Raw genomic sequence first — 14,821 nt, forward strand, 5'->3', positions numbered from 1 at the left:
TAATGATGGCAGAGAGGTCACACCCGTTCCCATACCGAACACGGAAGTTAAGCTCTCTAGCGCCGATGGTAGTTGGGACCTTGTCCCTGTGAGAGTAGGACGTTGCCAGGCTAATATTATTCCGCAGTAGCTCAGTGGTAGAGCTATCGGCTGTTAACCGATCGGTCGTAGGTTCGAGTCCTACCTGCGGAGCCATTATGCTTCCATAGCTCAGCTGGTAGAGCACTTCCATGGTAAGGAAGAGGTCACCGGTTCAAGCCCGGTTGGAAGCTTGGGAATAGGTTTAAAACTTTTTTGGCCCGTTGGTCAAGTGGTTAAGACACCGCCCTTTCACGGCGGTAACACGGGTTCGAATCCCGTACGGGTCACCACTTTTGGAGGATTAGCTCAGCTGGGAGAGCACCTGCCTTACAAGCAGGGGGTCGGCGGTTCGATCCCGTCATCCTCCACCATATATATTTTAAATGTCGGAGGGGTAGCGAAGTGGCTAAACGCGGCGGACTGTAAATCCGCTCCTTCGGGTTCGGCAGTTCGAATCTGCCCCCCTCCACCATTTTCTTTAAAATAACCTGAGAGGGTTTATTTTTTTGAAAAGATAACCATACTAGTAAATATTAATGGGCTATAGCCAAGCGGTAAGGCAACGGACTTTGACTCCGTCATGCGCTGGTTCGAATCCAGCTAGCCCAGCCATTTACGAGCCATTAGCTCAGTTGGTAGAGCATCTGACTTTTAATCAGAGGGTCGAAGGTTCGAGTCCTTCATGGCTCACCATTTTCGCGGAAGTAGTTCAGTGGTAGAATACAACCTTGCCAAGGTTGGGGTCGCGGGTTCGAATCCCGTCTTCCGCTTAATTACTAAGGGGCCTTAGCTCAGCTGGGAGAGCGCCTGCCTTGCACGCAGGAGGTCAGCGGTTCGATCCCGCTAGGCTCCATCTAATAGAGAAAGCTTACATCATATGATGTAAGCTTTTTTTGTGTTTAAAAAGACAACTTTCATACTTGTCATTTAAAATAGAGAAAACGTGAAAATAAAGGATGGGGATAATTATGAAAGTTGTTATTGCATCTGATTCATATAAAGAAAGCTTAACAGCTATAGAAGTATGTGAAGCTATTGAAAGAGGTTTTGGAGCAATTTTTCCTAAAGCAGAGTACGTAAAAATACCAATTGGAGATGGAGGGGAAGGAACGGTCGATTCCCTTGTTGATGCTACAAGCGGGAGGATTATATCATTTCATGTGACAGGACCGCTTAGAGAGAGCGTACAAGCCTTTTACGGTATGTCTAAAGATAAAAAGACAGCGTTTATTGAAATGGCAGCAGCATCCGGCTTACAACACGTTCCGGCTAAAAAGCGAAACCCACTTATTACGACGACGAAAGGAACAGGAGAACTTATACTACATGCGCTAGACGAAGGAGCTGAGCATATCATTTTAGGACTTGGGGGAAGTGCTACAAATGATGGAGGAGCGGGTATGTTGTCAGCTTTAGGAGTCAAGTTCATAAATGGAAAAGGAGAAGTAATAGAGCCGTCTGGTGGAACGTTACATTCGATTGTCTCTATTGATTTTTCACAAATGGATTCACGCTTAAAGCATATAAAGATAGAAGCAGCATGTGATGTCGATAATCCGTTAGTTGGAATAAAAGGAGCATCTTTCGTATTTGGACGACAAAAGGGTGCGGATGAAGAGATGATGAAAGAGCTGGATGAGAATTTAAAGCATTATGCGCATATCCTTAAACAATACCTATTTTGCGACGTATCTAAAATACCTGGTGCAGGAGCTGCAGGAGGTATGGGTGCAGCTGTTATTGCAGTGCTAAAGGGAGGCTTGCGGAGAGGAATTGAAATTGTATTAGATTATACAAATTTTGATAAGCATATAGAAGGTGCAGATTTAATTATAACTGGCGAAGGGAGAATAGATGAACAAACAGCATATGGAAAGGCACCAGTAGGTGTTGCGGAGCGTGCAAAGCGTCTTCATATTCCTGTCATTGCGATTGGGGGATCAGTATCTCCGAATTACTCGGCTGTTCATGAAAAAGGAGTTGATGCAGTATTTAGTATTACAACAAGTCCGATGACATTAGAGGAGGCATATAAAGTAGCAGAAGAGAATATTGAAATGACAGCAAAGAATATTGCAACAGTGTGGAAAATAGCATCAGAAAAACCCTTCTAAATGCGGGAGTGTTTTTTATTATTATCTAATAATAATGATAGTAGTTGCTTCATTAAGTTAACTTTATACATAGAATAGTCTTAACATTTTGATTTTGAAGCGAATATAAGTGAATAATTTGTATATCCATACAGAAAAATGTCGAGTTGAGTCAGAGTATATAAAAGATTTAAAATATTTAGTGAAGGCACAAAAGGGGGATACTATCTATGAAAAAAGAAATTTCAGTTATTGGAGTTCCAATGGATTTAGGCCAGATGCGTCGTGGCGTTGATATGGGACCGAGCGCAATCCGTTATGCAGGTGTAATTGAAAGAATTGAAGAAATTGGATATGACGTTAAAGATATGGGAGATATATGTATAGAGAGAGAAAAAGAAGTAGATGTAAATACAAGCTTAAGAAACCTTACACAAGTTGCAACTGTATGTAACGAATTAGCAAGTAAGGTGGATCATATTATAGAAGAAGGGCGTTTTCCACTTGTATTAGGTGGCGATCATAGTATCGCTATTGGTACATTAGCTGGTGTTGCGAAACATTATAAAAACCTAGGTGTTATTTGGTATGATGCACATGGTGATTTAAATACAGAAGAAACTTCACCATCTGGAAATATTCACGGTATGTCACTTGCAGCAAGTTTAGGGTATGGACATCCCACGCTTGTAGATTTATACGGGGCATATCCAAAGGTGAAAAAAGAGAATGTCGTAATTATCGGTGCACGTGCATTAGATGAAGGAGAAAAAGACTTTATTCGAAATGAAGGTATTAAAGTATTTTCAATGCACGAGATTGATCGTATGGGTATGACGGCTGTTATGGAAGAAACAATCGCGTATTTATCTCATACTGATGGTGTGCATTTATCATTAGATTTAGATGGTCTTGATCCTCACGATGCACCAGGAGTTGGAACACCTGTAATTGGTGGCTTATCTTATCGTGAAAGTCATTTAGCAATGGAGATGTTAGCGGAAGCTGATATTGTTACATCTGCCGAGTTTGTTGAGGTAAATACGATTTTAGATGAGCGAAATAGAACGGCAACAACAGCGGTTGCTTTAATGGGTTCTTTATTCGGTGAAAAACTAAAATAAATGTAAGAAAAGCAACTGAGAAGTTGCTTTTTTTATTTGAAAATAGGCGTATAATAATGATTTATATTATACTGTACGATAAGAATGTTTGACATCTTACCAATTTAGACTAAAGGGGGTTGTTTGTAATTGTCGTTTGTTTCATGTATGGTATAATTAACTAGTTGTTGGAAATACATACAGATAGAGCATAAAACAATATTTCAATATATGGATAGAATTGCTCGTAAGTAGGAGGAAGGGTTAGCATGCCTTTTGAAGATACGACCATTTTGAAATATCTTAGTACGGCATTAGATATTGCCGTTGTATGGTTTATTATATATAAGCTAATTCTCATAATCCGAGGGACGAAAGCTGTTCAACTTTTAAAAGGGATTACAGTTATTATTGTCGTTCGGATGATCAGTATTTTTCTTGAATTGCGAACGCTATATTGGCTAACTGAACAAGTATTAACGTGGGGATTTTTAGCCGTTATTATTATTTTCCAGCCAGAATTGCGAAGAGCGCTTGAGCAGCTAGGACGCGGGAGTTTATTTTCGCGTACTGGAACTCACGAGGATGATGAGCCTGAAATGGTTGCAACAGCGATAGCGAAAGCAACGGAATATATGGGGAAACGTAGAATTGGTGCATTAATTACCTTGTCAAAAGAGACCGGTATGGGTGATTATGTAGAAACGGGTATTCCGCTAAATGCAAACGTATCATCGGAATTACTCATTAATATTTTCATTCCAAACACACCTCTTCACGATGGAGCAGTAATTATGCAAGGAAGTACCATTAAAGCAGCAGCTTGCTATCTTCCGTTATCGGAAAGTCCATTTATTTCTAAAGAGTTAGGAACTAGGCATCGCGCTGCAATGGGAGTTAGTGAGGTTACTGATAGTATTACAGTAGTTGTGTCGGAAGAAACGGGCCAAATTTCTTTAACGAAAAATGGTAAGTTGCATCGTGATTTGAAGACAGAACAGCTGAAAGATATGTTATTAGCTGAATTTAGTGCGAACGAAAAAACGACTTCTTCGTCTTTATGGAATTGGAGGAGAAAGCGTCATGGATAAGTTAATGGAGAATCATTGGTTTTTAAAAGGAATCTCATTACTATTGGCGTGTATGCTTTTTATGTCAGCGACTTTAACTGAAAAAAATACGACATCGGGGATACTACCTTTTGCAAATGATGCGAAAGAAACATTAACTAATTATGCTATTAACGTTAAGTATGATGAAGAGAAATATATTGTAAGTGGTATTCCGGCAGAGGGCGTTAAGGTGAAGTTAGAGGGTCCAAAAGCAGCAGTTGCTACGGCAAAAGCGAAAAAACAATTTGATATACCAGTTGATTTGAGAGGTAGCGAAAAAGGAACGTATGAAGTTTCTTTGAAAACGAATGGACTTCCAGATGATGTGAAAGGAACAGTTCAGCCATCAACAATTAAAATTACTCTTCATGAAAAAGCGAGAAAATATGTTCATGTAGACTTGAAATTATCAAATGAGGATCAAATGCCAGCTGGTGCTACTCTCGAAAAATCAAACATTAAACCTGATACGGTTGAGGTAGTTGGGACGAAAGAAGAAATTGAAAGTATTTCATCTGCTAAGGCGTATGTTGATTTAAAAGGTGTTAATAAAACTGTTACAAAAACAGCCGAAGTTACATTATACAATAAAGAAGGAAAACGTTTAAATGTAAGAACAAGTCCATCTAAAATTAGTGTAACGTTGAATGTGGCGACGCAAGCTACGGCCAATAATACTGAAAAAACTGTTCCTATAACATATGCGAAAAAGGGGAGTTTACCGGAAGGATTGGCCGTTACAAATATTAGCGTTGAGCCGAGAGAAGTAACGATAGCAGGTCCAAAAGATATATTGGATAATATACAATCGATAGAGGGGGTCGAAGTAGATCTTAGTCAATTGACAGAGTCTACAACATTCGATACCTCTGTTTTATTACCAAAGGGTGTAACAAGTGCGAAGCCAAATCAAGTAAAGGTTTCAGTAGGCGTACAAAAAACAAAACAAACGAAAACAAGAACGATTGATGGTATATCAATTCAAAAAAATGGACTTTCTAAAGACGTTACGGCCCAGTTACTTTCGCCGCAAGATGGGAAGATAAGCGTTGATATTTCAGGAGAAACAAGTATAGTAGATAAAATAACAGCTGCTCAAATAACAGCAGTGATTAATCTACAAAATGTGTCTCCTGGGACGAAGGATGTTGCTATTCAAGTGAGTGGCCCTGGTAATATTTCAATAGAGCCAAAACAAAAAAGTGCTAAAGTTACAATTGTGAAGAAAGAAAATCCCGATAAAGAAGTACAGGGTAACGGTGAGCAACCAAATTCAAATAATAATAAAGATAATCAAACTGAAAAACCAAAAAATCCTGAACCTGAACCTAAGCCTGATCCAGAAAAGGAAAAGGAAAAGGAGAAGGAATCGGAACAAAATGAAGATAAAGAAACTAGCCAAGAGCCAACAGTAGATAATCAAAAAGAGCCAGAAAAAGGAGCGAATCATAATGGGTAAATATTTTGGTACAGATGGAGTACGCGGGGTTGCGAATAAGGAGTTAACACCTGAATTAGCGTTCAAAATTGGACGTTTTGGTGGTTATGTATTAACAAAAGATACAGACCGTCCAAAAGTAATTATCGGCCGTGATACACGTATATCAGGACATATGTTAGAAGGAGCTTTAGTAGCAGGTCTATTATCAACTGGAGCAGAAGTAATGCGTCTTGGTGTTATTTCTACACCAGGTGTTGCTTATTTAACGAAAGCGTTAGATGCACAAGCTGGTGTTATGATTTCTGCATCTCATAATCCAGTACAAGATAACGGAATTAAATTCTTCGGTTCAGACGGTTTTAAATTAACAGATGAGCAAGAAGCAGAAATTGAAGCTTTATTAGACAAAGAAGTGGATGAATTACCACGTCCAACAGGTACGAACCTTGGGCAAGTGAGTGATTATTTTGAAGGTGGACAAAAGTATTTACAATACATTAAACAAACTGTAGAGGAAGATTTCTCAGGTTTACATATCGCTTTAGATTGTGCGCATGGTGCTACGTCTTCTTTAGCTCCGTACTTATTTGCTGATTTAGAAGCTGATATTTCAACAATGGGAACTTCACCAAACGGTATGAACATTAACGATGGAGTAGGTTCTACGCATCCAGAAGTATTAGCTGAATTAGTAAAAGAAAAAGGTGCTGATATTGGTCTTGCTTTCGATGGTGATGGTGACCGTTTAATCGCTGTAGATGAAAAAGGAAACATTGTTGATGGCGATCAAATTATGTTTATTTGTGCAAAGTACATGAAAGAAACTGGTCAACTAAAGCATAATACAGTTGTTTCAACAGTTATGAGTAACTTAGGTTTCTACAAAGCACTTGAAGCTAACGGTATTACAAGTGATAAAACAGCAGTTGGTGACCGATACGTAATGGAAGAAATGAAGCGCGGAGGTTACAACTTAGGTGGAGAACAATCAGGCCATATTATCTTACTTGATTACATTACAACTGGTGATGGAATGTTAAGTGCACTTCAACTTGTAAACATTATGAAAATGACGAAAAAACCATTATCTGAGCTTGCAGGAGAAATGACAAAATTCCCGCAATTACTAGTAAACGTTCGTGTAACAGATAAAAAACTAGCACTAGAAAACGAAAAAATTAAAGAAATTATTCGTGTTGTAGAGGAAGAAATGAATGGTGATGGCCGCATTCTTGTTCGTCCATCTGGAACAGAACCACTTATTCGTGTAATGGCAGAAGCACCAACACAAGAAGTTTGTGATGCATATGTACATCGCATTGTAGAAGTTGTGAAAGCGGAAGTTGGCGCTGAATAATTTAATAAATTTATTGAAAAGGAGCACAATAAGTGCTCCTTTTTCATATGTTTTATAGATGGTGAAAAAATTTTCATTGACGGTTTATCCATGTTTGTTATAAGATGGTCTTGTTCTTTTTCTCAAAGGAAATATTGTAAATTATAGAAGCGCCAGAACTACAAGTAGTGTAGTTGACGAGGTGGGGTTTATCGAGATTTCGGCGGATGGCTCCCGGTTGTTCATCACAACCGCAAGCTTTTACTTAAATCATTAAGGTGACTTAGTGGACAAAGGTGAAAGTGTGATGAGAGAAAAGGAACGGATACAAACTAGCTGTATAAGTATATACGGACTTAAACCCAATCGAGAGGAAGGTGAAAGCCGTTACAAGCTTACAGGGCTAGCAATATGTAATCCGTTTTTTAGTATAAATAAAAATGGTATCGGACTATGTCGTTACATGTTCGCAGAGCAGTGTAAGCATTTGTAACGGCGACTAAACATGTGTGGAATCGTAGGATTTATTGGAGAGCAAGATGCAAAGGAAATTTTATTAAAAGGTTTAGAAAAGCTAGAATATCGTGGATATGATTCAGCAGGTATTGCAGTACAAGCAGAGAACGGTGTTGTTGTATACAAAGAAAAAGGCCGTATTGCAAAACTTCGCGAAATCGTAGATGAGAACGTAGCAACAAGCGTGGGGATCGGTCACACACGCTGGGCTACACATGGTGTTCCGAGCAAAGTAAACGCGCATCCGCATCAAAGTACATCAAAGCGTTTTACACTAGTTCATAACGGTGTAATTGAAAACTATGAGTTAGTGAAGAAGGAATATTTACAAGATGTCACGTTCGTAAGTGAAACGGATACAGAGGTTATCGTACAGCTTATGGAACAACAAGTGAGCACAGGACTAAGTGTAGAAGAAGCGTTCCGTAATACGCTATCTCTTTTACATGGCTCTTATGCAATCGGATTACTTGATGCTGAAAATCCAAACATGATTTATGTTGCTAAAAACAAAAGCCCGCTATTAGTAGGTGTTGGTGACAACTTTAATGTTGTGGCGAGCGACGCTATGGCGATGTTACAAGTTACAGATCAATTTATTGAATTAATGGATAAAGAAATTGTAATTGTAACGAAAGAAAGTATTACAATTAAAAACTTACAAGGTGAAACGATTGAACGTGCACCGTTTACAGCGGAATTAGACGCAAGTGATATTGAAAAAGGAACATACCCTCATTTCATGCTTAAAGAAATCGATGAGCAACCACTTGTTATCCGTAATATAATTCAAAAGTACCAAGATGAAAATGGCGAGATTGAATTAGATCAAGACATCCGCAATGCGATTTTAGATAGCGATCGTATTTACATCATTGCATGTGGAACAAGTTATCATGCAGGTCTTGTTGGAAAACAATTTATCGAGAAGTTTGCAAAAATGCCAGTTGAAGTGCATGTAGCAAGTGAATTCTCTTATAACATGCCATTATTAACAGAAAGACCATTCTTCATTTACATTTCACAAAGTGGTGAAACAGCTGATAGCCGTGCAGTACTTGTACAAACAAATGAAATGGGTCATAAAGCATTAACAATTACAAACGTACCTGGTTCTACACTTTCTCGTGAAGCGGATTATACACTTCCGTTATACGCGGGACCAGAAATCGCCGTTGCATCAACGAAAGCTTACACAGCACAGCTTGCAGTACTTTCAATTTTAGCTGCAGATATTGCTAAAGCAAAAGGTGAAGTTCTTGGTTTTGACTTAACACACGAACTAGGACTTGTAGCAAATGCAATGGTACAACTTTGTGATCAAAAAGAAGAAATGGACGCATTAGCAAAACAATTTTTAGCAACAACTCGTAACTGTTTCTTCATCGGACGTAGCGTAGACTTCTACGTAGGATTAGAAGGAGCGTTAAAGCTAAAAGAAATCTCTTACATCCAAGCAGAAGGATTTGCTGGAGGAGAATTAAAACACGGTACAATCGCTTTAATCGAAAACGGTACACCAGTTATCGCACTTGCTACACAAGAACACGTAAACCTTGGAATTCGTGGTAACGTGAAAGAAGTAGTAGCACGCGGAGCTAACCCATGTATCATCTCAATGAAGGGCTTAGAAATGGAAGGTGACAGCTTCGTATTACCAGCTGTACACGAAGCACTAGCACCGCTAGTAGCAGTTATTCCATTACAACTTATCTCATACTACGCAGCACTTCACCGCGAGTGTGACGTTGATAAGCCACGTAACTTAGCTAAGTCTGTTACGGTTGAGTAGGAGATTAGTAGGTTAGTAAATATATTGTAGTTTTGAAATAAAGTTAAGACGTTTATAAAAAGGGTGCGATGCTTTATCTCTTTAATCAAAGAATTGTAAATAAGCTATGATCAAACCTTTTTATAAAACATAAACATAAACCTGTTGGATAAGAAACCATTTTGATTAGACTCTTTCAAAATGGTTTCTTTTTATTCATCATAGAATACGGTTTAACACAGTATTTTTAATCAAACTTTATTTTAAAGCTACACATTGCTTTTTCTTATGGTGAATTTGTTTCTTAGTTATTTCCTGCATTTTATATCATTCACCAATCATGTAATGTTAAGGGAGATGACAAAAGAAAGGAAGAATGTACAAATGAGTATAGTAAAAAACGGAACATTGCAAGTAATTGGAGCAAGCATCTATTATGAGGTGCGTGGCTCGGGTCCAATTCTTCTTTTGATTCATGGTGGGGGTGGTGATGCCGACAAGTTCCATAATGTCGCCGACCATCTTGCTAAATGGTATACCGTTGTTACTTACGATCGTCGTGGTCATTCCCGTAGCAATCTCGTCAATAAAAATGAGGGTTACCATGTGCACACGCATAGCGAAGATGCTCATCGGTTGCTAGCTAATCTGACCAAAGAACCGGCTTATGTATTCGGAAGTAGTTCTGGTGCTGTTATCGGACTTGATTTGTGCATACGTCATCCTGAGCAGGTACAGTTACTAATTCCACACGAACCGGTTTTATTACAACTTTTATCTGAAAATGAGTTGAAGCAGGCTATAAATTTCATGAAAGACCTTAAAGGGAATCATCAAAGTGAGGTCATGAAGTTATTGTCAAATATTGATGATAGTAATTCCGAACCATCGAAGGATATGCTAACAGAGCGACTACTTGGCAATTCGATGTATTTCACTGAGTATGAAATCCCGGGAATTCTCAGCTATACTTTAAATATCGATGCGTTAAAGTCCCTATTAAAACCTGCATCGATACAGGTACGTCCAGCTGGTGGAAGTATTTCAAGAGAAACTTTTCCTTATCATTGCGCATTCAACTTAGCAGAACACCTCGGAACAGAATTCGCAGAGTTTCCAGGACATCATGTGGGTTATAACACAGTGCATCATAAAGAGTTTGCTGAGAGGTTACATGATGTTATTGAGAATTAATCGGGAAACTATCAATGAGCAGTGTATAAACACAATAGCGCGAATAGATATTCATGGAGTTACAAGACAATACGTAATTTAGGGTTTTGTCTATATGTCTAAATTAATTTCAAAGCATCAGCAGAATATGAACAACTAAAAAAGCAGCTACCTCTCCATTTAAAGGTAGCTGCTTCTTTTTACATAGATTCTATAATTATTTGTCTTTCATACCACTTGTTTAGTTTTCCATTTCCTAAATCTTCTTTATCAACAATAATAGTTTTGGGGTGACTTGATTTGTTAGCTTAATAATTATGTGCTTTCCTCTAATAGAACCAACGCGAACAATAAAAGCGCTTGCATAATTAAAAATCCGAGTTATAATACTTGTATACAAGTATACTTGATTAACACGAGGTGGATTTATGACGAAATCAATGGAATTTCTTTATCCTGAAAAATGGCTTTCAAAAGCTTCTACAGGTGATCGTGTTGCGAGCGAATTGAGAATGCGCATTATTGCAGGTGCGATTGAAAGCGGTACCATCCTGTCAGAAAATAAAATAGCTGCCGATTTTTCTGTAAGTCGGTCACCCGTTCGTGAAGCATTAAAATTACTAGCTTCTGAAAATATTATTCGCTTAGAAAGAATGGGCGCAGTTGTCATTGGTTTAACCGAGAAAGAAATTGAAGAAATATATGATGTTCGTTTACTTATAGAAACGTTTATCTTTGAGCGACTTGGAAAGATGGACACAAATGATTTAGTAAGAGAACTAAATAAAATAATGGAAATGATGAAAATCGCCATTAAGTATCATGATTCTGATGAATTTTCTTATCAAGATCTCTTATTCCATGAAACGATTATTCGAACCATTGAGCATTCCTACATCCTGATGATTTGGAATAATTTAAAGCCCGTTATGGAAAGCTTAATCCTTTTATCAATGCGTACTCGTTTCAAGGAAAAGTACGAAGATTTTGAACGGATTATTAAAAATCATGAGCTTTATATAAAAGCAATCGAATCAAAAGATCGAGCCCTCATGATTAAGGCCTTACATCAAAACTTTGATGATGTTCAAGGGAAAGTCGAAGACCTCTGGATGTCACAACAAATGTTATCTAAAGGAGTTGAGCAAGGACATGAGTAGCTATATGTTAGGTATAGATATCGGTACAACAAGTACGAAAGCAGTTTTATTTACTGAAAAAGGCGAAGTCATTCAAACCGAGAATATTGGTTATCCACTTCGCACACCGGATATATCCACAGCGGAACAAGATCCAGAAGAGATTTTCCAAGCTGTTTTACAAGCGATATCAAATATAACGAAACAGCATTCAGATAAAAAACCATCGTTTATTTCATTTAGCAGTGCTATGCATAGTGTCATTGCTATGGATGAAAATGATCAGCCGCTGACACCTTGTATCACTTGGGCAGATAATCGTAGTGAAGCATGGGCACATAAAATCAAAGATGAACTGAATGGCCATACAGTTTATAGACGAACAGGAACACCTATTCACCCAATGTCACCATTAAGTAAAATTACATGGATTGTGAATGACCATCCGAAAATTGCTATTAGAACGAAAAAATATATTGGAATCAAAGAATATATCTTCAAAAAATTCTTTGATCAATATGTTGTTGATCATTCCATCGCCTCGTGCATGGGTATGATGAACTTAAAAACGCTAGATTGGGATGAGGAAGCTTTAAAAATTGCTGGTATAACCTCAGCTCAATTATCTAAACTCGTACCAACCACCAAAATATTCAGCAACTGCAATCCAGATTTAGCCCAAAAGATTGGTATCGATTCCCAAACATCGTTTGTCATTGGTGCCAGTGATGGGGTGCTTTCTAATCTAGGTGTGAATGCAATTCGGAAAGGGGAGATTGCTGTCACAATTGGAACAAGTGGTGCTATTCGGACCATCATTGATAAACCACAAACAGATAAAAAAGGAAGAATATTTTGTTATGCCTTAACAGAAAAGCATTGGGTAATTGGTGGACCAGTAAACAATGGAGGGATGGTCCTTCGCTGGATTCGTGATGAACTTGCTTCATCAGAAGTAGAAACTGCGAAAAGACTAGGAATTGATCCATACGATGTATTAACTAAAATAGCAGAACGCGTGAGACCTGGTGCAGACGGATTATTATTCCATCCGTACCTCGCAGGGGAACGTGCACCATTATGGAATCCAGATGTACGTGGCTCCTTCTTCGGTTTAACGATGTCACATAAGAAGGAACATATGATTCGTGCAGCTTTAGAAGGTGTTATATATAATTTATACACTGTATTTTTAGCATTAACAGAATGTATGGATGGTCCTGTAACTCGTATTCAAGCAACAGGCGGTTTCGCAAGGTCTGACGTTTGGCGACAGATGATGTCCGATATTTTTGCATCTGAAGTCGTTGTTCCAAAGAGCTACGAAAGCTCTTGTCTAGGCGCATGTATATTAGGTCTCTATGCCACAGGAAAAATTGATTCTTTTGAAATCGTTTCCGAAATGGTTGGTAGTACCTACAAACATACACCGAAAGAAGAAGCAACAAAAGAATACAGACAATTACTGCCTATATTTATTAACCTATCAAGGGCGTTAGAAGATGATTATACACGAATTGCAAATTATCAAAGAAATTTAATAAAGTAAAACTTTCATCAGTAATCTCCCACGCCTCGCTTCTATCTAAATCTCGAGGTGGTGGGGGCCTTACTGCCCACGAATAGCGGGATAAATACAAATACAGCTAAGATTAGGGGGGAACTACGATGCCATTAGTCATTGTAGCAATTGGGATTTTAGCATTACTTTTACTGATTATGCGCTTTAAATTAAACACCTTTATTTCATTAATCATTGTATCAGTCGGGGTTGCTTTAGCACTTGGAATGCCACCAGAAAAGATTTTTAAAACCATTGAAGCGGGATTAGGCGGAACACTTGGGCACTTAGCACTCGTTTTTGGACTTGGTGCGATGTTAGGTAAGTTGCTTTCAGATTCTGGGGGTGCACAACGCATTGCCATGACCCTTGTGAAAAAATTTGGTGAAAAGAACATTCAATGGGCTGTTGTGACTGCCTCATTTATTATCGGGATTGCATTATTTTTTGAAGTAGGATTAGTATTATTAATTCCGATTGTATTTGCAATTTCAAGAGAATTAAAAGTTTCTATCTTATATCTCGGTATTTCGATGGCAGCTGCTTTATCTGTAACACACGGATTTTTACCACCACACCCAGGACCAACTGCTATCGCTGGTGAATTGCATGCAAACATCGGTGAAGTATTACTTTATGGTTTTATGATAGCGGTTCCAACGGTTGTGTTAGCTGGACCTGTATTTACTAAACTTGCAAAAAAACTAGTACCTGAGGCGTTCACAAAAACCGGTAATATCCAATCATTAGGTGATCAGAAAGTATTTAAACTTGAAGAAACTCCTGGTTTTGGAATCAGTGTTTTTACCGCTTTACTGCCTGTTCTTTTAATGGCAGTCGCTACAATTATTACTTTGTTGCAAAAAACAATGGGATTCAAAGATAATAGTTTACTAGCAACGATCGAGTTTATTGGGAATGCAGATACTGCCATGTTGATATCCTTACTAGTTGCGATCTATACAATGGGATTGGCAAGAAATATTCCAATCAAAAACGTGATGGAATCTTGTACAACAGCGATCTCGAATATTGGGATGATGCTCTTAATTATTGGTGGAGGCGGTGCTTTCAAACAAGTATTAATTGATGGCGGCGTTGGTAACTATGTAGCCGAATTATTCAAAGGAACTTCATTATCACCGATCTTGCTCGCATGGATTATCGCTGCCATCTTACGTATTTCATTGGGGTCTGCTACGGTTGCTGCATTAACAACTGTCGGTTTAGTGATTCCGATGTTAGGCCAATCTGATGTTAACCTTGCTTTAGTTGTCCTTGCAACAGGGGCTGGTAGTTTAATTGCTTCACACGTGAACGATGCTGGTTTCTGGATGTTCAAAGAGTACTTTGGTTTAAGCATGAAAGAAACATTTGCAACATGGACTTTACTTGAGACTATCGTTTCTGTAGCCGGATTAGGGTTTACTTTATTATTAAGTTTATTTGTATAGATCTTTCTAAACAGTAAAAGGGATACGGAAGCTGTTTAATG

General features: G+C 38.3%; 11 protein-coding genes, 9 tRNA genes and 1 rRNA gene. All 21 read left to right on the forward strand.

What is annotated here, in order from left to right; genetic code table 11:
* A 5S ribosomal RNA gene (gene rrf / locus ACTFR9_RS25545) occupies positions 1-111 on the forward strand; the annotation flags it as partial.
* Between the two features lie 9 nt (positions 112-120).
* Positions 121-195 (forward strand) — tRNA-Asn (locus tag ACTFR9_RS25550).
* 4 nt (positions 196-199) lie between these two features.
* Positions 200-272 (forward strand) — tRNA-Thr (locus tag ACTFR9_RS25555).
* A gap of 24 nt (positions 273-296) precedes the next feature.
* Positions 297-371, forward strand: a tRNA-Glu gene (locus ACTFR9_RS25560).
* 5 nt (positions 372-376) lie between these two features.
* A tRNA-Val gene (locus ACTFR9_RS25565) sits at positions 377-452 on the forward strand.
* Between the two features lie 17 nt (positions 453-469).
* Positions 470-553: transfer RNA gene (locus ACTFR9_RS25570), tRNA-Tyr, on the forward strand.
* A 65-nt stretch (positions 554-618) separates the two neighbouring features.
* A tRNA-Gln gene (locus tag ACTFR9_RS25575) sits at positions 619-693 on the forward strand.
* Between the two features lie 5 nt (positions 694-698).
* Positions 699-774: transfer RNA gene (locus ACTFR9_RS25580), tRNA-Lys, on the forward strand.
* 5 nt (positions 775-779) lie between these two features.
* Positions 780-851: transfer RNA gene (locus ACTFR9_RS25585), tRNA-Gly, on the forward strand.
* A gap of 10 nt (positions 852-861) precedes the next feature.
* Positions 862-934, forward strand: a tRNA-Ala gene (locus ACTFR9_RS25590).
* A gap of 115 nt (positions 935-1,049) precedes the next feature.
* Positions 1,050-2,195, forward strand: coding sequence for a glycerate kinase (locus tag ACTFR9_RS25595; RefSeq protein WP_000869602.1), 1,146 nt, complete (start codon positions 1,050-1,052; stop codon positions 2,193-2,195).
* Between the two features lie 209 nt (positions 2,196-2,404).
* Entirely contained in the window at positions 2,405-3,298 is an 894-nt protein-coding gene (gene rocF / locus ACTFR9_RS25600) for an arginase (protein WP_000711569.1), read from the forward strand.
* A 248-nt stretch (positions 3,299-3,546) separates the two neighbouring features.
* A complete protein-coding gene (cdaA, locus tag ACTFR9_RS25605) occupies positions 3,547-4,368 on the forward strand; it encodes a diadenylate cyclase CdaA (RefSeq protein ID WP_001115700.1) in 822 nt (273 codons plus the stop codon).
* On the forward strand, positions 4,361-5,848 hold the full coding sequence (locus ACTFR9_RS25610; protein WP_000359577.1) for a CdaR family protein: 1,488 nt from the start codon (positions 4,361-4,363) through the stop codon (positions 5,846-5,848). The genes cdaA and ACTFR9_RS25610 overlap by 8 nt, the downstream gene beginning before the upstream one ends.
* A complete protein-coding gene (gene glmM / locus ACTFR9_RS25615) occupies positions 5,841-7,187 on the forward strand; it encodes a phosphoglucosamine mutase (protein WP_000521474.1) in 1,347 nt (448 codons plus the stop codon). The genes ACTFR9_RS25610 and glmM overlap by 8 nt, the downstream gene beginning before the upstream one ends.
* Before the next feature lie 286 nt (positions 7,188-7,473).
* On the forward strand, positions 7,474-7,659 hold the full coding sequence (locus ACTFR9_RS25620; protein ID WP_001208183.1) for a hypothetical protein: 186 nt from the start codon (positions 7,474-7,476) through the stop codon (positions 7,657-7,659).
* A 12-nt stretch (positions 7,660-7,671) separates the two neighbouring features.
* The gene (gene glmS, locus ACTFR9_RS25625; RefSeq protein WP_000334168.1) at positions 7,672-9,474 is read left to right on the forward strand and encodes a glutamine--fructose-6-phosphate transaminase (isomerizing); all 1,803 of its coding nucleotides are present in this window, start codon (positions 7,672-7,674) and stop codon (positions 9,472-9,474) included.
* 363 nt (positions 9,475-9,837) lie between these two features.
* A complete protein-coding gene (locus tag ACTFR9_RS25630) occupies positions 9,838-10,647 on the forward strand; it encodes an alpha/beta fold hydrolase (protein WP_229136835.1) in 810 nt (269 codons plus the stop codon).
* A gap of 407 nt (positions 10,648-11,054) precedes the next feature.
* Positions 11,055-11,786 carry a gluconate operon transcriptional repressor GntR gene (gene gntR / locus ACTFR9_RS25635; RefSeq protein WP_000167471.1) on the forward strand — a complete coding sequence of 244 codons (732 nt, stop codon included), beginning with the start codon at positions 11,055-11,057 and terminating at the stop codon, positions 11,784-11,786.
* A complete protein-coding gene (gntK, locus tag ACTFR9_RS25640) occupies positions 11,779-13,314 on the forward strand; it encodes a gluconokinase (RefSeq protein ID WP_229136834.1) in 1,536 nt (511 codons plus the stop codon). The genes gntR and gntK overlap by 8 nt, the downstream gene beginning before the upstream one ends.
* Before the next feature lie 119 nt (positions 13,315-13,433).
* A complete protein-coding gene (gene gntP, locus ACTFR9_RS25645; protein WP_001131721.1) occupies positions 13,434-14,780 on the forward strand; it encodes a gluconate permease GntP in 1,347 nt (448 codons plus the stop codon).
* Positions 14,781-14,821 lie beyond the last annotated feature (41 nt).

Source organism: Bacillus cereus group sp. MYBK222-1, from assembly GCF_051916425.1.
Lineage (GTDB): Bacteria > Bacillota > Bacilli > Bacillales > Bacillaceae_G > Bacillus_A > Bacillus_A paranthracis.

Bases quoted from the DNA above. Each gene is read 5' to 3' on its own strand.
- gntR (WP_000167471.1), top strand. From the start codon at position 11,055: ATGACGAAATCAATGGAATTTCTTTATCCTGAAAAATGGCTTTCAAAA.
- gntP (WP_001131721.1), top strand. From the start codon at position 13,434: ATGCCATTAGTCATTGTAGCAATTGGGATTTTAGCATTACTTTTACTG.
- ACTFR9_RS25620 (WP_001208183.1), top strand. From the start codon at position 7,474: ATGAGAGAAAAGGAACGGATACAAACTAGCTGTATAAGTATATACGGA.
- cdaA (WP_001115700.1), top strand. From the start codon at position 3,547: ATGCCTTTTGAAGATACGACCATTTTGAAATATCTTAGTACGGCATTA.
- rocF (WP_000711569.1), top strand. From the start codon at position 2,405: ATGAAAAAAGAAATTTCAGTTATTGGAGTTCCAATGGATTTAGGCCAG.
- ACTFR9_RS25610 (WP_000359577.1), top strand. From the start codon at position 4,361: ATGGATAAGTTAATGGAGAATCATTGGTTTTTAAAAGGAATCTCATTA.
- glmM (WP_000521474.1), top strand. From the start codon at position 5,841: ATGGGTAAATATTTTGGTACAGATGGAGTACGCGGGGTTGCGAATAAG.
- ACTFR9_RS25630 (WP_229136835.1), top strand. From the start codon at position 9,838: ATGAGTATAGTAAAAAACGGAACATTGCAAGTAATTGGAGCAAGCATC.
- glmS (WP_000334168.1), top strand. From the start codon at position 7,672: ATGTGTGGAATCGTAGGATTTATTGGAGAGCAAGATGCAAAGGAAATT.
- ACTFR9_RS25595 (WP_000869602.1), top strand. From the start codon at position 1,050: ATGAAAGTTGTTATTGCATCTGATTCATATAAAGAAAGCTTAACAGCT.
- gntK (WP_229136834.1), top strand. From the start codon at position 11,779: ATGAGTAGCTATATGTTAGGTATAGATATCGGTACAACAAGTACGAAA.